This is a genomic window from Thalassospira sp. UBA4513 (assembly GCF_002388495.1).
Classification (GTDB): domain Bacteria; phylum Pseudomonadota; class Alphaproteobacteria; order Rhodospirillales; family Thalassospiraceae; genus Thalassospira; species Thalassospira tepidiphila.
Map to the genome: position 1 here is coordinate 89,711 of NZ_DGMR01000003.1, position 19,301 is coordinate 109,011.

A 19,301-nucleotide genomic window follows, 5' to 3' on the forward strand; every position below is an offset into this window, starting at 1 on the left:
CATCGCAGGGGCCGGTTCCTTATGGCGATGGGTATGTGTGTCCTATTTCACAAACAAGTTATTCAACCCAAAGTTTTTATGGGGTACTATCAGTACCTCAAAGCAAGCCTCACAGGTTTACGCGCAACCCGGGTTTCGTGCGATGTGCCTTCATTGGATCCCCCGGAAATTCTCTTGCCGACATTGCTTGTGAAAGCGCGAAGGATAGGAGCAGATAATGAAGACGTTTCTGGTAGCGGCGGTGGCGGCGATTTCCCTGAATTTCATCTGGTCTCCAGCATCTGCGCAGGACGCGGAAAGGCCCAATATCCTTGTTATCTGGGGCGATGACATCGGGTGGCAGAACCTGTCTTCCTATGGGCTTGGCACCATGGGTTACACGACCCCCAATATTGACCGGATCGCCAATGAAGGCATTCGGTTTACCGACCACTATGCACAACCGAGCTGCACGGCCGGGCGTGCGGCCTTTATTACCGGGCAATATCCGATCCGGTCCGGCATGACGACGGTTGGCCAACCGGGCGCGGTCCTTGGCCTGCAAAAAGAAAGCCCGACACTGGCGGAGCTTCTGAAAGAAGAGGGCTATCGCACCGGGCAGTTTGGCAAGAACCATCTGGGCGACCGCAACGAACATTTGCCAACGGTCCATGGCTTTGACGAGTTCTTTGGCAATCTTTATCACCTCAACACGCAGGAAGAAGCCGAGCAGCGTGATTATCAACGCTTTGCCGAACAGTTCGCCGGATCGCTTGAGGAATATGACGCGCGCTTTGGCACCCGTGGGGTGTTACACAGCTTTGCCACCGAAGAGGACAACGGTACGGTCGATCCGCGCTTTGGCCGGGTTGGCAAACAGATCATTCAGGATACCGGTCCACTCACCCAGGAACGGATGAAAGATTTTGACGGGGCGGAAATCATCCCGGCCGCGATCAATTTCATGACCGCTGCCAAGGACGCCAACGAGCCATTCTTTGTCTGGCTTAATACCAGCCGCATGCACCTTTACACCCGCCTGAATGACCAGTGGCGTTACGCCGCCGAGGAATATACATCCGAGGCCGATTATCACGGCAGCGGCATGTTGCAGCATGACCATGATATCGGCGGTGTGCTTGATTGGCTTGATGCGCAGGGTTTGGCCGAAAACACCATCGTCTGGTATTCGACCGATAATGGGCCTGAGCATGCATCCTGGCCGCACGGCGCGACCACTCCGTTCCGCGGCGAGAAAATGACCACCTATGAAGGTGGTGTGCGGGTGCCATCCATGATCCGCTGGCCGGGCAAACTGCCCGAAGACAAAATACTGAACGGTATTCAGGGCCATCAGGACATGTTCACATCCCTTGCCGTTGCTGCGGGGATTGATGATCCTGCCGAACGTGTGATGGAAGAAAAAAACCAGTATATCGATGGGGTGAACAACCTGCCTTACTGGCAGGGCGAAACAGACCAGTCGGCACGCGATCACATCTTCTATTATTTCGAAAGCCAACTGACGGCTGTGCGTGTCGGTCCTTGGAAAATGCACTTCGCGCTTAAGGAAGATTACTACGACAACATGACGCCGCGGAACTTCCCGATGATCTTCAATCTGCGGATGGATCCGTTTGAAAGCTACAGCAGCATTGATTCCTATGGTCACCTTGCACAGAAGGTTTCGTGGTTGATGCAGCCCGTGAGCGTTCTGGTGACCCAGCATCTTCAAACGCTTGGTGAATATCCGCCTGTGCAGGGCGGGGCCTCGTTTGACATGTCGAACATGGTGCAGGATTTCCTTGCCAAGGGACGCCAATAGGATGAAGGGACTGACGGTTTTTGGGAGATATATTTGGCCGGACAATCTCTCGATCCTGTCTTTGGCGGTCGCAGGCCTTTTGGGGGTACCCGCCGCCCTTGCGGCAGACCTGCCTGAGTTTGTCGAACTTTCGGGTGGCACCTTCCTGATGGGGGAAGACCGCATTTATCGGGAAGAAACCGAAATCCATCAGGTGACGGTTTCGCCCTTTGCGATCAGCCGAACCGAAATCACCAATGCGCAGTTTCGCGAATTTGTCGAAGAAACCGGATATGTGACGTCCGTGGAAAAGCCGCTTGATCCGGCGGACTATCCCGGTGTGCCCGAGGAACTGCTTCAACCCGGATCAATGGTTTTTGCCCAACCCGCAGGTGCTGTGGATATGGGGGATATCGGAAACTGGTGGCGGTATGTCGCCGGGGCAAACTGGCAACATCCAACCGGACCCGAAAGCAACATCGATGGCCTTGATGATCATCCGGTAACACAGGTGTCCATCGAAGATGCGCGTGCCTATGCCAAATGGGCCGGTGGCAGGCTTGCGACCGAAGCAGAATGGGAATTTGCCGCGCGCGGTGGCTTGTCGCGAAAGGCCTATGTCTGGGGCGACACATATGACCCTGCCCAAGGCTGGAAAGCCAATAGCTGGCAGGGGCAGTTTCCGACAGACGATCTGGCTGATGACGGTTATCACGGAACCGCACCCGTCGGTAAATTTACGGCAAATGGTTATGGTCTTTACGACATGGCCGGAAATGTCTGGGAACATGTCAACGACTGGTGGGTGCCGGGCCATCCTAACACTGCCCAGACGGACCCAAGCGGCCCGCCGATGAAACTTGCCGTACGTTTTGCCAGCAGCGCAACCGGCCCGATGACCGTTGTGAAAGGCGGATCATGGTTATGTGCGCCAAATTTCTGCCTGCGTTATCGCCCGGCAGCCCGACAACCGGCCGAGGGGCATATCGGTTCCAACCATATCGGATTTCGCATCGTCAGGGATATCCAATGATCCTCCCTTTCTCCTGACGGCGGATTGGCTGTCAGGAAATGCTGTTTGATCTGTGCATCGGTTGTCGCCGCGACATGCGCCCCATCAACGGAGAAAGGAACAGACCATGCCTTTCGTAAGGTTTCTAAAATTTTGCGTCCGCCAGCGGGTCTTTGCCGGTGCTGCCGGGGTTGCCATCATGTTGATGCAGGTCCCGGCGGTTGCGCAAAGTGACAATTCCGATCTTGCCAAACAGTTGGCCAATCCGGTGGCCAATCTGATCAGCGTCCCGTTCCAGGGCAATTATGACAGCGGGTATGGATCGGCAGACGGGGAAAAATACCTGATCAATGTGCAACCGGTCATGCCGATGCGCCTGAATGATGACTGGAACCTGATTTCGCGCACCATTTTGCCGTTGGTGCATCAGAACGATGTCAACGGCAACAGTGGCACGGATACCGGCATTGGCGATACGGTTCAAAGCTTCTTCTTCTCGCCGGTTGAACCCACCGAAAGTGGTCTGATCTGGGGTGTTGGTCCGGCACTGTTATTGCCGACAGCCAGTGAAAGCAGTCTTGGCGTTGATCAATGGGGTGCTGGCCCGACGGCTGTCGGTTTGTTCGCCGATGGCCCATGGACCTATGGCATGTTGACCAATCATATCTGGGGCGCGGACGAGGGGTCTGCTGCCTCGGCGACCAACGCCAGTTTTTTCCAGCCGTTTATCAATTACACCACGCAGAATGCCTGGACTTTCGCGCTGAATACCGAAAGTACCTATAACTGGACGGCCGAACAATGGTCGGTGCCGGTCAATGGCATCGTTTCCAAGCTGACCAGCATCGGCGATCAGAAAATCAGTGTCGGGGCAGGTGTACGTTATTGGGTGGATAGCCCGGATGCGGGGCCGGATGGGTGGGGCGCGCGACTGATTTTGACATTCCTGTTTCCAAAATAACTGGTGGATATCAACACAGCTTTGGGACCGCTTTGAACAGCATAAATGCTATGGGGAAATAGTCGGATCAAACCGACAGGTGCTGCGCGCGCAACTTGGATACCATGAATGGGGGGTGATATGGGACGGTCAGTTGTTGGCCAGTTTGCTGGTCATTGGGCGATTGCAGGTGTTGGGGCGTTATTTGCAGCGGCGTCGCTGTCGGAGGCGCAGGCTGCCAATTGTGCCGCAGATGGTGGGCTGATCTTTGTCGGGAAAACAGCCGATAATTCCAATTCAGTGTGGCTGTCAGGCACCAGTTCCGGGGCGTTTCGCCTTGATGCACAAGGGGCAACCAAGGATAGCTGGAATCAGGCGCGTCGCGGTTTGCATCTTACATTGTCGGATGTTGTGTCGACCGGCAATGGCGGCACGCACCATCTTTATGACAATAGCGGTGGGGGCTGTCTGCTTGATAGCCAGAACCAGAAAGGTGGGGTGAACCTGCCGCCGATCGGACGGCTATTTCCTGATTTTCTGACACCTGAGGTGCCGACGGTTGTTGATCCGCCCGTAGCGATCAAGCCCCCGATCGGGATTTTGCCGCCCCAAACGATCACACCGGAAATCCCCATCGCCGTGATCCCGCCAATCGGTATCCTGCCGCCGACCGGCATCACGCCCAAGGTTCCGATTGCTGTCAAACCGCCCATCGGCATTCTGCCACCCGATCTGATTACGCCGGAGCTCCCGATTGGTGTAACGCCGCCCATCGGCACCTTGCCGCCAACCGGTATTACCCCGGAACTTCCCATTGATACAAAACCGCCCATCGGGGTGCTGCCGCCGGAGCCGATTACGCCGGAACTGCCGATTGGTGTCACACCCCCCATCGGAACCTTACCGCCAACCGGGATCACCCCGGAACTTCCCATCGGCACAAAACCACCCATCGGGGTGCTGCCCCCGGAACCGATTACGCCAGAGGTTCCAGCCATCACCCCGCCATCGCCAAATGTGCCGGAAACAGTTGCCAATGCGCAGCTTTCAAAGCGCCCTGACGCATATCTTGCGGATAGTACCTGTGCGATCCTTGAAGGGAATGGATACCTGTATCTCGATGAAAGCGGGGCGATCTTTACCGCACCCTGCACCTTGGTCCGTCAGGGCGGGTATGAGGGGATCACGGTGGCATCCTTGCTTGAACAGTCGGACGTGCCATTGACGCCGGGGCGTGATTTCATTCGTGAACCCTTGTGGAACTTCTGGTCGGAAACGCGCGGGTTTTATGCCGAGGACCGTCGACATAATCTTGATACCGAAGGTTACAGCGGTTCGTTCCTGTTCGGGGTTGATCGCGAAATTGCCGAGGATACGGTTGCCGGTATTTCTGCGTCATTTGAAACCAGCGGGTCTGATGGATATGACGGCGGGCTGGAAACTGCGGCCTATGGCTTTTCGGTCGGGCCGTATTTTGCCCATCGGCTGTCGCCACAATGGGCGGTGCAGGGATCGCTTGGCTATATGTTGTTGCAAAACGATCTTGAGGTTGTCGTTCTTGAAGGGAATTACTTTTCCCATCAACTTTCCGCCGCGGCTGCAATCAACGGGCAGTATCGTTACGAAGAATGGTTCTTGCGCCCGCGCCTTGGTCTTTCCTATGCCGAAACCTTTGTCGAGGACTATGATCTGAGCGGTACGATCAACACCACCCCGGTGACGGTCAATATCGGCTCGGATCATTTTGGCTATGGTTCAGCGGAACTGTCAGGCGAGGCCAGCCGGTATGTCGATCTTGGCGATGACCTTTTGGGAATGCCCTATGGCGAGCTTGGGCTGCACATCGCACTTGATCGCCCCAATGACGGCAAGATCCTGTCGGGTGATCTGCGACTTGAAGACACATCGCCCGTGACCGGCACCATCCGCGGCGGGATGCGGTTTTTCTATGAGGACCGGATCGCCTTTGACGTCGGGGCCGGATATCTCAGTATCGGGCAGAACGGGCTTGATATCTGGGAGGCAAAGGCACGGGTATCCTTTGCCTTTTGACGGTGACAAAAAATGCCCGCCACCCAACGCAGGGTGACGGGCACCGGATCAACTTGATATTGCGCGCGGATGCAATATCAGTTGGCAATCATCGCGGCCGGTTTTGGCGTGTCCGTGCTGCTGACTGGAAGGATCGGGTAGGTGACCTGCGGTTCCTGACCTGTCAGGGTTTGAAGGAAGGCGGTGATTGCCTTGACTTCATCCTCAGACAGCTCGGTGCCAAGTTGTGAACTGCTCATGATCGCAACCGCCTGTTCCAGATCCCAGACCTTGCCGGAATGGAAATATGGTGCGGTAAGCGCGATATTACGCAGCGGACCGGCACGGAACACATAGTCATCACTTGCGGTCTGGGTAACTGCAAAGCGGCCCTTGTCATCAGGCGGCAGGACTTCGGAGCCCGGCTTTTCAACAACACCGAACGGATAATAACCCGTACCGCCGACATTCACCCCGTTGTGGCAGGATGCACAGCCGGTATCGATGAACAGTTCCAGACCGGTCATCTCGGTTTCGGTCATGATGGTGTCGTTGCCTTCAAGGAACTGGTCAAACCGGGAGGCCGGGGTGATCAGGGTTGCCTCGAATGCCTCGATCGCCTTTGCCATGTTGTCAAAGGTCACCGGATCATCTTCGCCCGGGAATGCCGTTTTGAAATGGTCGACATATTCCGGGATGGATTTTAGCACGGTCACGACACGTTCCGGCGTGCTGGCCATTTCAACACCGGCCTGAACCGGGCCTTTGGCCTGTGCCTTAAGATCCTCGGCGCGGCCATCCCAGAACTGGGCTTCGTTGAAGACGGCGTTCAGAACGGTTGGTGCGTTGCGCGGGCCTTTCTGCCAGCCATGTCCGATGGAGGTTTCCAGATTGTCGTCCCCGCCCATGCCAAGGTTGTGGCAGGTGTTGCACGAAATGATCGCACTGGCCGACAGACGCGGTTCAAAGAACAGCATCTTGCCCAGTTCGACCTTTTCACGGGTGACGGCATTGCCTTCGATGGCGGGAACCATCGACGGAATGACTTCGAAATAGTCCAGCGCACTTTCACGAAGTTCGGCTGGTTCTGCCGCGATTGCCGCACCGCCAAGGGCACATGCCGCAACGGTGGACAGAAGGGCTTTGGAAAACAGGCGTCGGGATGTCATTTCTCTCTCCCATTTTTGGTGGTTCGGGTACTAGACCAAAAACGGGGTTGTAAAACCGTGACATACATCAACTTGTTAATTAAATAACGTTTTATATCAATGGTTTAAATTGAATTTCAATAATGAGAATTCGCAAATGTGCCTTGGCGATCCGTGCGGGCACAAAGAAAACGCCCGGGTGGGAGGCCCGGGCGTTTCAGCCTTTCGGGGGGACACCGAAAGGCGCAAGATGCCGGGGGACATAGCGACCGGGGAAGGTCATATGTTCTCTCCGATGGAGGGGAGAGATGCATCCTGCAGGGAGATCGTGGTCTTGTCTTCTTTGGTCAGGTCGTGCTTTGGGTTGCAGGCGTACTTGCCGTTGCAGCAAGCCGTTTGGTCTTTGCGGCGTGACGGTGTTTTGAAGCTGTTATCTGGATAATCCCGATCATCACCAAAAGGGAAGAGATCCAGAACACACTGTCATGAGTTGGAGTCGGTGTGAGGTCGAATTTGGCGGCCAGCATCTCAAGGCCCAAAAGGACAAAGGGCAGGATGCTTGTCGACAGGATGTATTTCTCGACCCCGGCAATCTTGATGGATCGAAGGGTTAAAACCATTGCCGGCCCACGGAACAGAATGCCGATCAGAAGTCCGGCAATCAGGGTTTCGGTGCCAAACAGCCCATCGGTCGAGATATAGGGGATTGCAACCGGATTTATGAATTCGACCACCGGCGGAGCAATCAAAAAGACCGAGGCCGTAATCAACAACAACACCCCGGTAAAGCGCAGATGCGCCCAGGTGTCCTTGACCTGATTATCAGGATGAAGTTCCGCCAGAACCGAGGACGAAATTGCCGTGACTTCGGATGCCAGCATCAAAAGCACGGCCGGGTTGGCGAACCCGCCGGGCAAATGCCAGGCCAGCCACAGGGCGCCGGATATCAGGATCGCATGGCCAAGCCATTCCGAACGCCCCGGTGCGCGCCCAAGGATAAAGGTCGCGGCAAGGGCTGCCATCGGCATGCCGGTTTGCGACAAAATGCCGCTTTCAGGTGCGCTGATATATAAAAGGGATGCCGTCCAACTGACCCCGGTCAATACACGCAGGAACCCATAGGCCCAGTTGATCGGAAGGGCAAATTGCCGCCACGGAATGCGGCGCCCCGGTGCAAGAAGGACAAGCGCCATCCCGCCAAAGACAAGCTGCCAGCAGGTCATGGCATAGGCATCAACCGCAAAGCTGGTCAGCGCAATGCGGTTGCTGACCAACATCAGGGCCCAGACGAGTGTGGTGCTAAAAAGCAGGAGCAATACGGGCATATGAAGATTTTTTAAAAGTTATGATCTTCGGCCATGTTGCACCAAACACGACAAAAGCGCGACAGGAATTTGGGTATCAATATCTGAATTTATTTCATGAAAACAAAAGTGTGGTTCTCAGTTGTTTGGAAAGGCCGCGCGCAGATCGCACTTATTGGTCAGACAGGATCCATCCAGCGGCCTTTTCGGCAATCATCAGGGTCGGCGAATTGGTGTTGCCGCTGGTGATTTCGGGCATCACGGACGCATCGACAACGCGCAGGCCCGCAACGCCCTTAAGGCGCAAATGCGGGTCAAGAACGGCCGATGTGTCATCCTTGCGGCCCATCTTGACGGTGCCGACCGGGTGGAAAATGGTCGTGGCGATATCGCCGGCCAGCTTGGCGAGCTCTTCATCGCTTTGATATTGCACGCCCGGTTTGAATTCGTCGGGCTGGTACTTTGCCATGGCCGGTTGCGACATGATGTCGCGGACCTGTCGCAGGCTGTCGGCCGCGACTTTACGGTCTTCGTCGGTATCAAGGTAGTTAGGCGCAATTTGCGGCGCATCTCGGAAGTCCGCAGACTTGATCTGAATGCTGCCGCGGCTGGTCGGGTTCAGGTTACAGACCGACACCGTGACGGCAGGAAAGTCATGAAGATCACCGCCAAAGGCCTCAAGGCTAAGTGGCTGAACGTGATATTCAAGATTTGAATATTGCCGCGATGGATCGGACCGTGTGAAGGCGCCCAATTGGCTGGGGGCCATACTCATCGGGCCGGAGCGGCTGAGCAAATATTGCAGGCCGATTTGCGCCTTGCCGATCAGGCTGTTGGCAAGGGTGTTGAGCGTGCGCGCGCCATGCACCTTATAGATCGCGCGAATTTGCAAATGGTCTTGCAGGTTCTGCCCGACACCGGGCGCATCAAGCACGACGTCAATCCCATGCTGTTTAAGCAATTTTGCCGGACCAATGCCGGAAAGTTGCAGGATTTGCGGCGTGTTCACAGCCCCGGCAGACAGGACGACTTCCTTGCTGGCTGTAACGCCAAGTGACGTACCGGCCTTGTTGACGATTGCCCCGGTGCACACCGTTTGGCCGTCGGCATTGCTCGCAAAGGTCAGTTTTTCGACCTGTGCCTCGGTCCAGACTGTCAGGTTCTGGCGCGATTTGATCGGGCGGATAAAGGCCTTTGACGTGTTCCAGCGCCAGCCGGACCGTTGGTTGACTTCAAAATAGCCAATGCCGGTATTATCACCGTCGTTGAAATCATCGGTCGGCTCGATCCCGGTTTGACCGGCGGCCTCGATGAAGCTGTCAAGAATGTCCCAGCGAAGCCGTTGTTTTTCAATGCGCCATTCGCCGCCATGACCATGCATCTCGGTAAACGGTTTGCCACTTTGTGTCTCGGGGGTGTTGCCGTGATCAAGCTTGTAGTGATCTTCATGGCGCTTGAAGTCGGCCAGGGAATGCTGCCAATCCCAGGCTTCTTCGCCGGTGATCCTGGCCCAGTTATCATAGTCACGGGCCTGACCGCGCATATAGATCATGCCGTTAATCGATGAACAGCCACCCAGCGCCTTGCCACGCGGATAGCGTAAAACGCGGCCGTTCAGGCCCTTGTCCGGTTCGGTCTGGTACATCCAGTCGGTGCGCGGATTGCCGATGCAATAAAGGTAGCCAACCGGGATGTGGATCCATGCATAGTTATCTGCCTTGCCAGCCTCAAGCAGCAGCACCTTGTTCTTGGCATCAGCACTCAGCCGATTGGCAAGCAAACTACCGGCAGAACCGGCTCCGATGATCACATAGTCGAAGTTTTCTGTGGTTGTCATCGTTGTGACGCGCCTTCCCTGTTGGTTTCTATCGGTTTGGCTGTCGGCCCAAAGGGCCGCGCAACCAAAGGCCTACAAAGGCAATTCCGATGGCCGCTTGCTCTTTTGATCGGCAAGCGGTCTTCATTTGGTGCGAACACCGAATGTGTATTTAGCGGGCAAGCGTCGCATAAATCTAATGACAAAATCCGAATAGCAATATTAGTGTTATTTATATGACTCGTTTTTCGAACATCAACATGTTGCTGGCATTTGTCACCGTCGCACGCGAAGGAAGCGTTTCGCGCGCCGCATCGGTGCTGAACCTGACGCAACCGGCGATCAGTCACCAGATCAAGCGTCTTGGTGAGGAAACCGGCATTTCGCTTTTCAAGCGGACATCAACCGGGCTGCAAATCACGCCGGACGGGCAGGCGATGCTCAAAAAGGCTGAGATTGTGCTCGATGCGATGGACGAGTTTCGTCGTAGCGCGCGCAAGCGTGCCGGGCGTGTGGGCGGGAAGCTTCGGATCGGAACCATCGTTGATCCGGAATTCATCCGTCTTGGCCGGATGTTAAGCCAGATGCGCATTGATTACCCTGATATCGAAACTGAACTGGTGCATGGCGTTAGTGGCGAGATGCTGACAAAGGTCTGCCGCAATCAGATCGATGCCGGGTTTTACCTGAGCGGGCCGGATGTCGATGGTGATATTGCGGCCATCTCAACCGAAGAAATCCACGCGATCAAGCTTGCCGATTTTAATTATCGGGTGATCGCCCCGGTCGGTTGGGAAAAAGAGGTCGCACACGCCGACTGGGCGACACTGGCAAGGCTTCCGTGGATCGGCACGACAGACGCATCGGTGCACTCCCGGTTGCTGAGGCGGATTTTTGATCAGTATGACTGCACGCAAAATTGCGTCGCGCGTGTTGATCAGGAAGCCTCAATGCTGGAAATGGTTCGATCCGGCGTGGGGTTAAGCTTGTGTCGTGATTCCATCGCACTGCATGAAAAGCAGACCTTTGGCCTTGCCGTGTGCAACACCGTTTCCATTCCGGCCTGCCTGAGCCTGATCACAACCGAACGGCGCAAGGAACTGCCGATGATATCGGCCTTGTTTGAGGTTCTTGAAGCGACCTGGTGAAATGCTGTTTGCGTGTTGACGGCTTAACACACCATCGCCAGGGCCGGGTTGGGAAAGCGTCGACGCATCGTTACGGCATAGAATGTCTCGACAATGTCGGGCAGAACCTGTGCCTCAATCAACTCACCACGGGCAATTTCGTCTTTGACAACGATCGGCGGAATAACGGCCAGTCCGGCCCCTTCACGGGCCAAAAGGCGCATCATTGCCATATCGTCAATCTCGGCGGCGATTTGCGGCACAATATCAAGACGGTCACACAATGCGTCAAATCCCATGCGCATGCCGCTCGATGAGGATGGCAAGATCAGCGGCACAGTGCGCAAAAGGTCTTCAAGCTTGTCATTGGCGGTACATAACTTTGGTGTGCCGATCAAGCCGACCGGCTGGGTATCAATCGTTTTGACAACAAATCCTGACAGGGCATCGGAATCTGGCGGTTGGTTGGTCAGCACGACATCGAGTTGATGCGCGGTCAGGGCGTTCAAAAGTTCGGCCGAACTGCCGGACCGCAAAATCAGTTCAATGTCGGTGTTGCCCAGAACCGGGGCCAGAAAGGACAGCTGAAAGTTACGCGACAATGTCGAAATCGCCCCAATCCGCAAAGCCCGGCGTGCGACGCCCGATTGTTTCAGCGTGTTGATCAATTCACGCCCGGCAGAAAAAATTGCGTCCGCATGATCAAGCGCGATGCGGCCGGCCTCGGTCAGGATCAGGGACCGTCCACGGCGTTCAAATAATTGCTGCCCCAAACGTTCTTCCAGCTGTTTGATCTGACTGGAAAGCGCCGATTGCGAAACATGCAGCTTTTCCGCCGCCCGGGTCAGGTGGCCTTCATGGGCAACAACATGGAAATAACGCAGGTGATGATAATTCAGCTCGGCCATATCGTTCACATAAACAGAACAAAACAATAGAATCTATATATTTTAATTTACCATGGCTTTGACCCTATTGTCTGCGGAAATCGAGCGGATTGGAGATAACCATTGGTTTTCGCATCTTTTTTGCCAGTTCTGACCATTGCCTGCCTGCTGGCTGCCGGTTTGACGGGGTTTAGCAGTACCCAACGCCTGTCGCGCGGTCATGAACGCCTGATCAAGGGGCTATCCCTTGCGGGGCTGGCAAGTGCGGTTGCCACGGCAGTCGTTCTGATAACTGGCGGTGACATGCGTGCGGTGGTGCCGATAGTGGGTCCGATCCGGTTTGAACTGATGATCGATATTGTCAGCGTCACCATGCTCTGCCTTGTGGCGTTTCTGGCATGGGTCATTTTGACGTATTCCATCAGCTATCTTCGTGCCGAAGACGGTCAGGGAAAATTTGTCGGGTATCTTGGTCTGTCACTGGCAAGTGTCACAGCCTTTGTCCAGTCGGCCAACCTGATCCAGCTGGCGATCTTCTGGGTGACCACCAGTTTTCTTCTGCATCGGTTGTTGCTGTTTTATGCCGACCGCAAGGCCGCCAAGCGGGCCCAGCGCAAGAAATTCGTCATTGCGCGGTTGGGGGATGCTGCCCTGATCAGTGCGATTTTTCTGACGTATCTTCAGTTCGGGACGTTCGATATTTCCGAAATCAGCCAAGCTGTGCGGGCTATTGGCTTTGATGGTTCGGTTGCGTGGATTGTCGGCCTGATCGGGATTGCCGCGATGATGAAATCTGCGCAGTTTCCGACCCATACCTGGATTGTCGAGGTGATGGAAACCCCGACACCGGTTTCCGCCCTGTTGCATGCGGGCATTGTCAATGCCGGTGGGTTTTTGTTGATCCGGTTATCGGATCTTGTGGTTGTGGCCCCCAATGTGATGGTTGGCATTGCCATGGTCGGTTTGGTGACGGCCCTGTTTGGCAGCGCGGTGATGATTACCCAACCGGCTGTCAAGACCAGGCTTGCGTGGTCGACCATTTCGCAGATGGGCTTCATGATCCTGCAATGCGGACTTGGTCTGTTTGCCTTGGCTTTACTGCATATCGTGGCCCATTCGCTTTACAAGGCATATGCGTTTCTGTCGTCAGGCAGCACGATTGAGAAACTTCACACCTTGCGCAAGCTTGGCCCGCAAAAATCCATGGGCACGGCATCGGTTATCGGAAGCCTGGTTTTGGCCATCGCAATCTCGGTTGGGATCGGTGCGCTGTTTGGCGACGGGGGTGCGCCCGCGGTGATGGCGATCAGCGTGGTGGTGATTTTTGCAAGTTTCCACCTTGTCTGTTCGGTCCGCAAGGAAGGGGCTATTTCGCAAAGTTGGCTGATTGGCGCGCTGACATCCGTGATTATCTGCGTGACCTATTTCGGTTTTCACACATTGGCCCATCACGCAGGGCTTGATGCGTTCCCCGACTGGCAGGGCAGCCCCATCGTCATGTGGGCGATGAGCATCCTTGTCATCGTAAGCTTTGCGTTGCTTGGTCTGATGCAAAACCATGTTTTGTTCGGGCAGGCGCCGTCGCCTCGGTTGGCGCGATTTTACGTTCATCTTTGCAATGGATTTTACCTTAATGCGATCACGGACCGGGTGTTTGGCACCTGGCGCATTCCGGCAACACCGGCCAGTTTAAGTGGAGAAAAATCATGAATGTTACCGTGACCAATATCGCGTTTGAAGATGACGGCGCGGTGCCATCCTTGATTGATGATGCGATTGGGCGCGCGATTGAAAACATCGCCCCGGCTTGGCCGCTTGAAAGTACGGTTGCAGTTAATCCATTTGTCGGACAGGCCAGTAAACGTCTGGCAGAGGTCGCAGCCCAGCATCAAAGGCTGATCGGGACGGACACCTTGCAGCCGGGTGACTGGTATCTTGGCAAAATCAAGTCAGGCGCAATTGCCAAACACGCCCTGAGCGAGGCATTGGATGCCGCGCCATATTGCGTCAAGCCTGTTGGTGTTGCCGAACTTGAAGACGCGCTGCGCGCAGAGCGGGCATCAGCCTGCAAGGTGCCAACCCTTGCCGATATTGCCATGACGGCAACGGGCACCGACTGGCCAACGATTATCGAGGATTGCATTGGTCGATGGGCTGCGGCCTATTTTGATCGTGGCGGCGCACTTTGGCAGGGGGCTTCTCAGGCACAAACCGCTTGGAAGTCCTGGCAATTCTGGGTGCAACATGATCGCACGGCGCAATTGCTGGGATTGGCCGATTTTCGGGCGACTGTTCGCGATCTGCCAAGTGATGCGGTGGCGGCAATCGATGAAATGGTTGCAGTGCTTAATCCGCATAACCTTGGTCTTGATGGCCAATTGCATCAGGCATTGCTATCGATCAATGGCTGGGCGCAGCATGGGCGTTATTTGCGCTGGATCGCCGAGCTTGATGGCCGCTCTGATGATACGATCATTGATCTTTTGGCAGTGCGGTTGTCATGGGATTTCGCCCTTTATCAGGCGTTGCAGTCCCAAATCGAAGTCCATTGGCTGAGTGCCTTGTCAGACCATGCAATGCCGATCAGTGCATCCGAATTTGATATTGCGCGTGAAATTGCGCAAGACGCCTATGAACGGTCCCTGCAGGGCAACCTGACCAAGCAGCTTGGGGCAGTGGATGCGAATGACCGCAAGGATCTGGCTCCATCAATCCAAGCCGCATTTTGCATTGATGTCCGTTCCGAGGTGTTTCGTCGGGCGCTTGAAAGTGTATCAGACGATATCGTGACCCTTGGTTTTGCCGGGTTCTTTGGTTTGCCGGTCGCCCATGGTCCAGCCAACTCAGCGCTTAGCGAAAGCCGCCTGCCGGTCCTGCTGTCACCGGGATTGCAAAGCTGCACCCATGATCACGCCGAAACAAGCGGCCTTGTTAACGAGCTTGTTCATAAGGCCGTCCGCCCGTGGCATCAGGTCAAGACAGCCGCACTGACATCCTTTGCCTATGTCGATGCGATTGGGCCAACTTATATCTGGGAACTGGCGAAAAGCACGATGGGGCTGACTGGGGACAAAGGCAAAGCAGAAAAATCGCCAAAGCCGGTGTTTCAAACTGCACTTGATGATGGGGCGAAATGCGATATTGCCGAAAAGGTCCTGCGTGCGATGTCGCTGACCCATGGTTTTGCACAAACGGTTTTGTTGGCCGGTCATGGCGCGAATGTCACCAATAACCCGCATAAAAGTGCGCTTCATTGCGGGGCGTGCGGTGGGCATGCCGGGGATGTGAATGCACGTCTTTTGGCAGATCTGCTCAATGATCAGGCGGTGCGCGATGGTCTGGTAGATCGCGGTATTGGCATTCCCGATGCGACGGTTTTCGTTGCCGGTTTGCATGATACCACAACCGACAGTGTGACCCTTTATGATGGCGATATTGATCGCCCGATGGATCGCGCGGCGCTTGATCGGCTTTTGGATGTTATTGGCAAGGCCGGGATGATTGCACGTGCCGAGCGGACGGCTCGATTGCCCGGGGCCAAGTCCGAACGCGATGTTATGGCACGGGCTGCGAACTGGGCGGAAACCCGCCCGGAATGGGGGCTTGCGGGTTGTAAATACTTTATCGCCGCTCCGCGTAGTTATAGTGCGCAGACCAGTCTTTCGAGTGAAAGCTTCCTGCATGATTATGATCACCATGCCGATCAGAAGAACGATTATGCGGTTCTTGAACTGATCCTGACGGCACCGGTCGTCGTGGCAAGCTGGATCAGCCTGCAATATTACGCATCAAGCGTTGCGACAGAGCTTTATGGTTCGGGCAACAAACTGCTGCATAACGTTGTTGGCGGGATTGGCGTTTATGAAGGCAATGGTGGGCAATTACGCACCGGGTTGCCGATGCAATCGGTATCTGGCGATGACGGGGCTGGGCACGAACCGGTGCGGTTAACCGTGTGCATTGATGCACCGACATCTGCGATTTCTGATGTGTTGGAAAGGCATCCAACCGTGCGCGCCCTGTTTGATAACGGCTGGCTTCATTTGATGGCATTTGAAGGGGCTGGCAAGCTATCGCGTCGGTACACCGGTGATCTGGTCTGGGAAGATGTCCACCCGTCGGCTGACGCCTAAGACGAGTGGACCATACACTATCGAATTCCAGCGCGCAGGAACGCCTGAATGAATTGCCGCTGGAAAATCAGAAACGCCATTAAAAGCGGCGCAATCGTCATGATGGTTGCCGCACTGATCACCGAGATATCCACCCCGGTTTCCGGTGCGCCAAACAATGATAAGCCCACCGTCAGCGGCCGTGTTTCTGGCGAGTTGGTGACGATCAACGGCCACAGGAAGTTGTTCCAGTGCGTCGCAATCGATACCAGCGCGTAGGCCAGATAAACCGGTTTGGCCGCCGGCACATAGACCTTCCACAGAACGCCCATCCAACTGCATCCTTCGATCCGGGCGGCTTCTTCAAGCTCAATCGGTACGGATTTGAATGCTTGCCTTAACAGGAAAATACCGAATGCACTGGCCATGTAAGGCAGGCCGATGCCAAGTGCTGTATCAAACAGGCCAAGCTTGGACACGATGGCGTAGTTTTCGACAATCAGCACTTCCGGCAGAATGAAAAGCTGCAAAAGGACCAGGATAAAGACCGTATCGCGGCCCTTGAATTCAAAGCGGGCAAAGGCGAACCCGGCCAATGTGCACAGCACCAGTTGGCCCGCAAGGATCAGGGTTACGAGGATCACGGTATTGGTAAAATACCCACCCCACGGCACAGCACCCCAGACATAGACAAAGTTCTCGAACGTCAGCGGATTGGAGAAATCCAGACCAAGGGCGGTGCCGGATGGCTGTAACGCCGCCCAGGCGGCAAACAGCAGCGGTGAAATCCAGACGATTGCGAGAACCCATGCGCCAAGCGTATCAAGGACCTTGTCGAGATCAGGCAGTTTGAGTGTGGTGTTGGCGGTAACGGTATCTGTTTTCATCGGTAGTGGGTCCGTTTTTCAACCAGTCGGAACTGCGCGACGGCAACAAGGCCAAGGGCCAGCAAGACAAGAATGGTCATGGCGGCCGCATGCGGGCTGTCGAAATAGGCAAATGCCATTTCCCAGATCCAGTACAGGATCAGCTTGGACGCATTGTTGGGCCCGCCCTTGGTCAGGATGAACAGATGGTCGATCAGTTTGACCGAGTTGATCATCGCATTGACGAACACAAAGATCGTGGTCGGCATCAAAAGTGGCAGCAACACACGGCGTGTGTAGGTCCAGCGGCCAGCGCCTTCAATCCGGGCGGCTTCGCGCAGATCCGGCGGGATAGTCTGAAGGGCGGCAAGGTAAAAGATCATGAAGAACCCGGCTTCTTTCCAGATCGTCACGATGATGACGGATGCCAGTGCGGTTTCCGGCTGGCCCAGCCAGTTGGTTGGCGATGCGCCAAAGAAACCGGTAATCTGGTCAATCACCCCAAGATCAGGGGTATAGAAAAACAGCCACAAATTGGCCGCGGCAATCATCGGCAAAATGGTCGGCGTGAAATAGGCGCTGCGCACGAATGACCGTGCCGGGATATGGGCATTGGCCCAAAGCGCCATGACAAGCGCAAAGATGATAGAAACCGGGATCGTCACCCCGGCATAAATCAGGTTGTTGGTCGCAACTGTCCAGAAGGTCGGATCAGCAAACAGATCACTATAGTTTTCAAACCCGGCAAACACCGATGGTCGGCGTGACGTGCCCCGACTAAACAGGCTGTGCCAGAAGGTTGCAATGGCCGGGTAGAAGGCAAACAGGCTCATCAGGGCCAATGCCGGTGCGGCCAGCATCCAGCCATAGAGCGCAAGCCTGCGTTTTTGAAGTCGGGCCATTTCATTCATGCTCGGCACGTCCTGCGAAGAAATCAATTAATCAAAATCATCAAACAAAGGTGCCGAAGCGGGGAATATCCCGCTTCGGCGTGCAGATCGGGCGTTCTTAGTGGAAGGCCCGCAGAAGACGTTCTGCTTCGGACTGGGCATCGCCAAGGGCTTCTTCCGGGGTCTTTTCACCGGTCAGGGCCGCCTGAATGGCGTTGTTCAGACCTTCGCGGACACGCGCGGTGTCATAGGTGGAAAACTCGGCAACTGAAACTTCAAGCTGATCACGCGCGACCAGTGCCGGCGGGAAGTCCGCAACATAGGCCTTAAGCGCGTCGGTTTCGTAGGCATCCGGGGTGACACCAACATAACCGGTGGCAATCGACCATTCCGCGGCACGTTCCGGTGCGGTCATGTATTTGATCAGCGCCAGTGATGCTTCTTTCTGTTCATCTGTTGAGTCCTTGAACAGATAGAAGTTGCCACCACCCGTGGGCGAGCCCGGCTGTTTGTGTTTCGGCAGCATGGCAACGCCGAAATCAAACTGTGCTTCGCGTTTGACCGCGGACAGGTTGCCGGTCGAATGCCACATCATGGCCGTCTGGCCCTGAACGAAGGCCTGGCGCAGGGTTCCCCATTCAATGGTGCCTTCTGGCATGATTTTTTCTTCGGTCGCAAGGCCGCGCCAGAATTCAAGGGCCTCGACAACAGCCGGATCGTTGAAATAGGTTTCGGTGCCATCTGCACTCATCAGTTCCTTGCCATTCTGGATGGCAAAGCACTGGAACATCCAGTACGGATAACCGGTCGAGGGCACCATCAGGCCCCATTTGCCGTCTTTCGAAAGTGCCTTGCCGGTGGAAACCAGTTCTTCCCAAGTTTGCGGCGGCATTTCCGGATCAAGACCGGCTTCGCGGAACATGTCCTTGTTGTAGTACATGACAATGGTCGAACGCTGGAACGGGATGCCCCAGGTTTTGCCATCGACTTCGCCATTGGCCATCAGCGCCGGGTAGAAGCCATTCAGCCATTCCTTGTCTTCGGCGGTTTTGACGACATCATCAAACGGAACAATCAGGTCCTGTTCGATCAGGTCATAGACGTCGATTGAAAACATGACTGAAAGCTGTGCCGGATCGCCGCTTTTGATCGCCGAAACCGCGCGCAGGCGGGTGTCGTCATAGTTGCCGGCATAGATGGCATTGACTTTGACATCCGGGTTTTCGGACTCAAATCCTTTGATCATGCCGTCAATCACGCTGGTCAGCGGGCCGCCAACAGCGACGGGATAATACATGGTCAGTTCAGTGGCAGCAAAGGCCGGGCTCGCCGCCGTTGCCATCAGTCCGGCCGCAAATGCAGCACTGGTTACGATGTTACGCATG

General features: G+C 55.4%; 14 protein-coding genes. 7 read left to right on the forward strand and 7 right to left on the reverse strand.

Annotated features, from left to right (window positions below; all coding sequences use genetic code 11):
- Positions 1-217: 217 nt before the first annotated feature.
- The 4 genes from B2T33_RS01215 (at position 218) to B2T33_RS01230 (ending at position 5,787) form a co-directional block, all read left to right on the forward strand.
- A complete protein-coding gene (locus B2T33_RS01215) occupies positions 218-1,804 on the forward strand; it encodes an arylsulfatase (RefSeq protein WP_286790949.1) in 1,587 nt (528 codons plus the stop codon).
- A gap of 1 nt (position 1,805) precedes the next feature.
- On the forward strand, positions 1,806-2,816 hold the full coding sequence (locus tag B2T33_RS01220) for a formylglycine-generating enzyme family protein (protein ID WP_286790950.1): 1,011 nt from the start codon (positions 1,806-1,808) through the stop codon (positions 2,814-2,816).
- 106 nt (positions 2,817-2,922) lie between these two features.
- On the forward strand, positions 2,923-3,756 hold the full coding sequence (locus B2T33_RS01225; RefSeq protein ID WP_286790951.1) for a transporter: 834 nt from the start codon (positions 2,923-2,925) through the stop codon (positions 3,754-3,756).
- A gap of 120 nt (positions 3,757-3,876) precedes the next feature.
- Entirely contained in the window at positions 3,877-5,787 is a 1,911-nt protein-coding gene (locus tag B2T33_RS01230; protein ID WP_286790952.1) for an autotransporter outer membrane beta-barrel domain-containing protein, read from the forward strand.
- 77 nt (positions 5,788-5,864) lie between these two features.
- Here the strand turns inward: B2T33_RS01230 and B2T33_RS01235 are convergent, their stop codons facing one another.
- The 3 genes from B2T33_RS01235 to B2T33_RS01245 all read right to left on the reverse strand — a co-directional run bounded on the left by B2T33_RS01235 (position 5,865) and on the right by B2T33_RS01245 (position 10,055).
- The gene (locus B2T33_RS01235) at positions 5,865-6,935 is read right to left on the reverse strand and encodes a cytochrome-c peroxidase (RefSeq protein ID WP_064781722.1); all 1,071 of its coding nucleotides are present in this window, start codon (positions 6,933-6,935) and stop codon (positions 5,865-5,867) included.
- Positions 6,936-7,261: 326 nt separating this feature from the next.
- A complete protein-coding gene (locus B2T33_RS01240; RefSeq protein WP_197146928.1) occupies positions 7,262-8,239 on the reverse strand; it encodes an EamA family transporter in 978 nt (325 codons plus the stop codon).
- Between the two features lie 151 nt (positions 8,240-8,390).
- Positions 8,391-10,055: a GMC family oxidoreductase gene (locus tag B2T33_RS01245; protein WP_197146929.1), complete on the reverse strand. Its 1,665-nt coding sequence runs from the start codon at positions 10,053-10,055 to the stop codon at positions 8,391-8,393.
- 215 nt (positions 10,056-10,270) lie between these two features.
- Between B2T33_RS01245 and B2T33_RS01250 the strand changes: the two genes are divergently transcribed.
- On the forward strand, positions 10,271-11,182 hold the full coding sequence (locus B2T33_RS01250) for a LysR family transcriptional regulator (RefSeq protein ID WP_197146930.1): 912 nt from the start codon (positions 10,271-10,273) through the stop codon (positions 11,180-11,182).
- 23 nt (positions 11,183-11,205) lie between these two features.
- Here the strand turns inward: B2T33_RS01250 and B2T33_RS01255 are convergent, their stop codons facing one another.
- Positions 11,206-12,069, reverse strand: a complete 864-nt coding sequence (locus B2T33_RS01255; protein WP_064781725.1) for a LysR family transcriptional regulator — start codon at positions 12,067-12,069, stop codon at positions 11,206-11,208.
- Positions 12,070-12,171: 102 nt separating this feature from the next.
- Here B2T33_RS01255 and B2T33_RS01260 point away from each other — a divergent pair, with 102 nt between their 5' ends.
- Positions 12,172-13,758 carry a proton-conducting transporter membrane subunit gene (locus B2T33_RS01260; RefSeq protein ID WP_083997125.1) on the forward strand — a complete coding sequence of 529 codons (1,587 nt, stop codon included), beginning with the start codon at positions 12,172-12,174 and terminating at the stop codon, positions 13,756-13,758.
- Positions 13,755-16,181: a YbcC family protein gene (locus B2T33_RS01265; protein WP_286790953.1), complete on the forward strand. Its 2,427-nt coding sequence runs from the start codon at positions 13,755-13,757 to the stop codon at positions 16,179-16,181. The genes B2T33_RS01260 and B2T33_RS01265 overlap by 4 nt, the downstream gene beginning before the upstream one ends.
- A 17-nt stretch (positions 16,182-16,198) precedes the next feature.
- On the opposite strand, the gene B2T33_RS01270 is transcribed toward B2T33_RS01265, so the two are convergent.
- The 3 genes from B2T33_RS01270 to B2T33_RS01280 form a co-directional block, all read right to left on the reverse strand.
- Positions 16,199-17,047, reverse strand: a complete 849-nt coding sequence (locus tag B2T33_RS01270) for a carbohydrate ABC transporter permease (RefSeq protein ID WP_197146932.1) — start codon at positions 17,045-17,047, stop codon at positions 16,199-16,201.
- Positions 17,044-17,928 carry a carbohydrate ABC transporter permease gene (locus tag B2T33_RS01275; RefSeq protein ID WP_414716627.1) on the reverse strand — a complete coding sequence of 295 codons (885 nt, stop codon included), beginning with the start codon at positions 17,926-17,928 and terminating at the stop codon, positions 17,044-17,046. The genes B2T33_RS01270 and B2T33_RS01275 overlap by 4 nt, the downstream gene beginning before the upstream one ends.
- 106 nt (positions 17,929-18,034) lie before the next feature.
- Complete coding sequence (locus tag B2T33_RS01280; protein WP_286790955.1) at positions 18,035-19,300, reverse strand: ABC transporter substrate-binding protein; 1,266 nt, start codon at positions 19,298-19,300, stop codon at positions 18,035-18,037.
- Between the last annotated feature and the right edge of the window lies 1 nt (position 19,301).

Bases quoted from the DNA above. Each gene is read 5' to 3' on its own strand.
- B2T33_RS01215 (WP_286790949.1), top strand. From the start codon at position 218: ATGAAGACGTTTCTGGTAGCGGCGGTGGCGGCGATTTCCCTGAATTTC.
- B2T33_RS01220 (WP_286790950.1), top strand. From the start codon at position 1,806: ATGAAGGGACTGACGGTTTTTGGGAGATATATTTGGCCGGACAATCTC.
- B2T33_RS01225 (WP_286790951.1), top strand. From the start codon at position 2,923: ATGCCTTTCGTAAGGTTTCTAAAATTTTGCGTCCGCCAGCGGGTCTTT.
- B2T33_RS01230 (WP_286790952.1), top strand. From the start codon at position 3,877: ATGGGACGGTCAGTTGTTGGCCAGTTTGCTGGTCATTGGGCGATTGCA.
- B2T33_RS01235 (WP_064781722.1), bottom strand. From the start codon at position 6,935: ATGACATCCCGACGCCTGTTTTCCAAAGCCCTTCTGTCCACCGTTGCG.
- B2T33_RS01240 (WP_197146928.1), bottom strand. From the start codon at position 8,239: ATGCCCGTATTGCTCCTGCTTTTTAGCACCACACTCGTCTGGGCCCTG.
- B2T33_RS01245 (WP_197146929.1), bottom strand. From the start codon at position 10,055: ATGACAACCACAGAAAACTTCGACTATGTGATCATCGGAGCCGGTTCT.
- B2T33_RS01250 (WP_197146930.1), top strand. From the start codon at position 10,271: ATGACTCGTTTTTCGAACATCAACATGTTGCTGGCATTTGTCACCGTC.
- B2T33_RS01255 (WP_064781725.1), bottom strand. From the start codon at position 12,069: ATGGCCGAGCTGAATTATCATCACCTGCGTTATTTCCATGTTGTTGCC.
- B2T33_RS01265 (WP_286790953.1), top strand. From the start codon at position 13,755: ATGAATGTTACCGTGACCAATATCGCGTTTGAAGATGACGGCGCGGTG.
- B2T33_RS01270 (WP_197146932.1), bottom strand. From the start codon at position 17,047: ATGAAAACAGATACCGTTACCGCCAACACCACACTCAAACTGCCTGAT.
- B2T33_RS01275 (WP_414716627.1), bottom strand. From the start codon at position 17,928: ATGGCCCGACTTCAAAAACGCAGGCTTGCGCTCTATGGCTGGATGCTG.
- B2T33_RS01280 (WP_286790955.1), bottom strand. From the start codon at position 19,300: ATGCGTAACATCGTAACCAGTGCTGCATTTGCGGCCGGACTGATGGCA.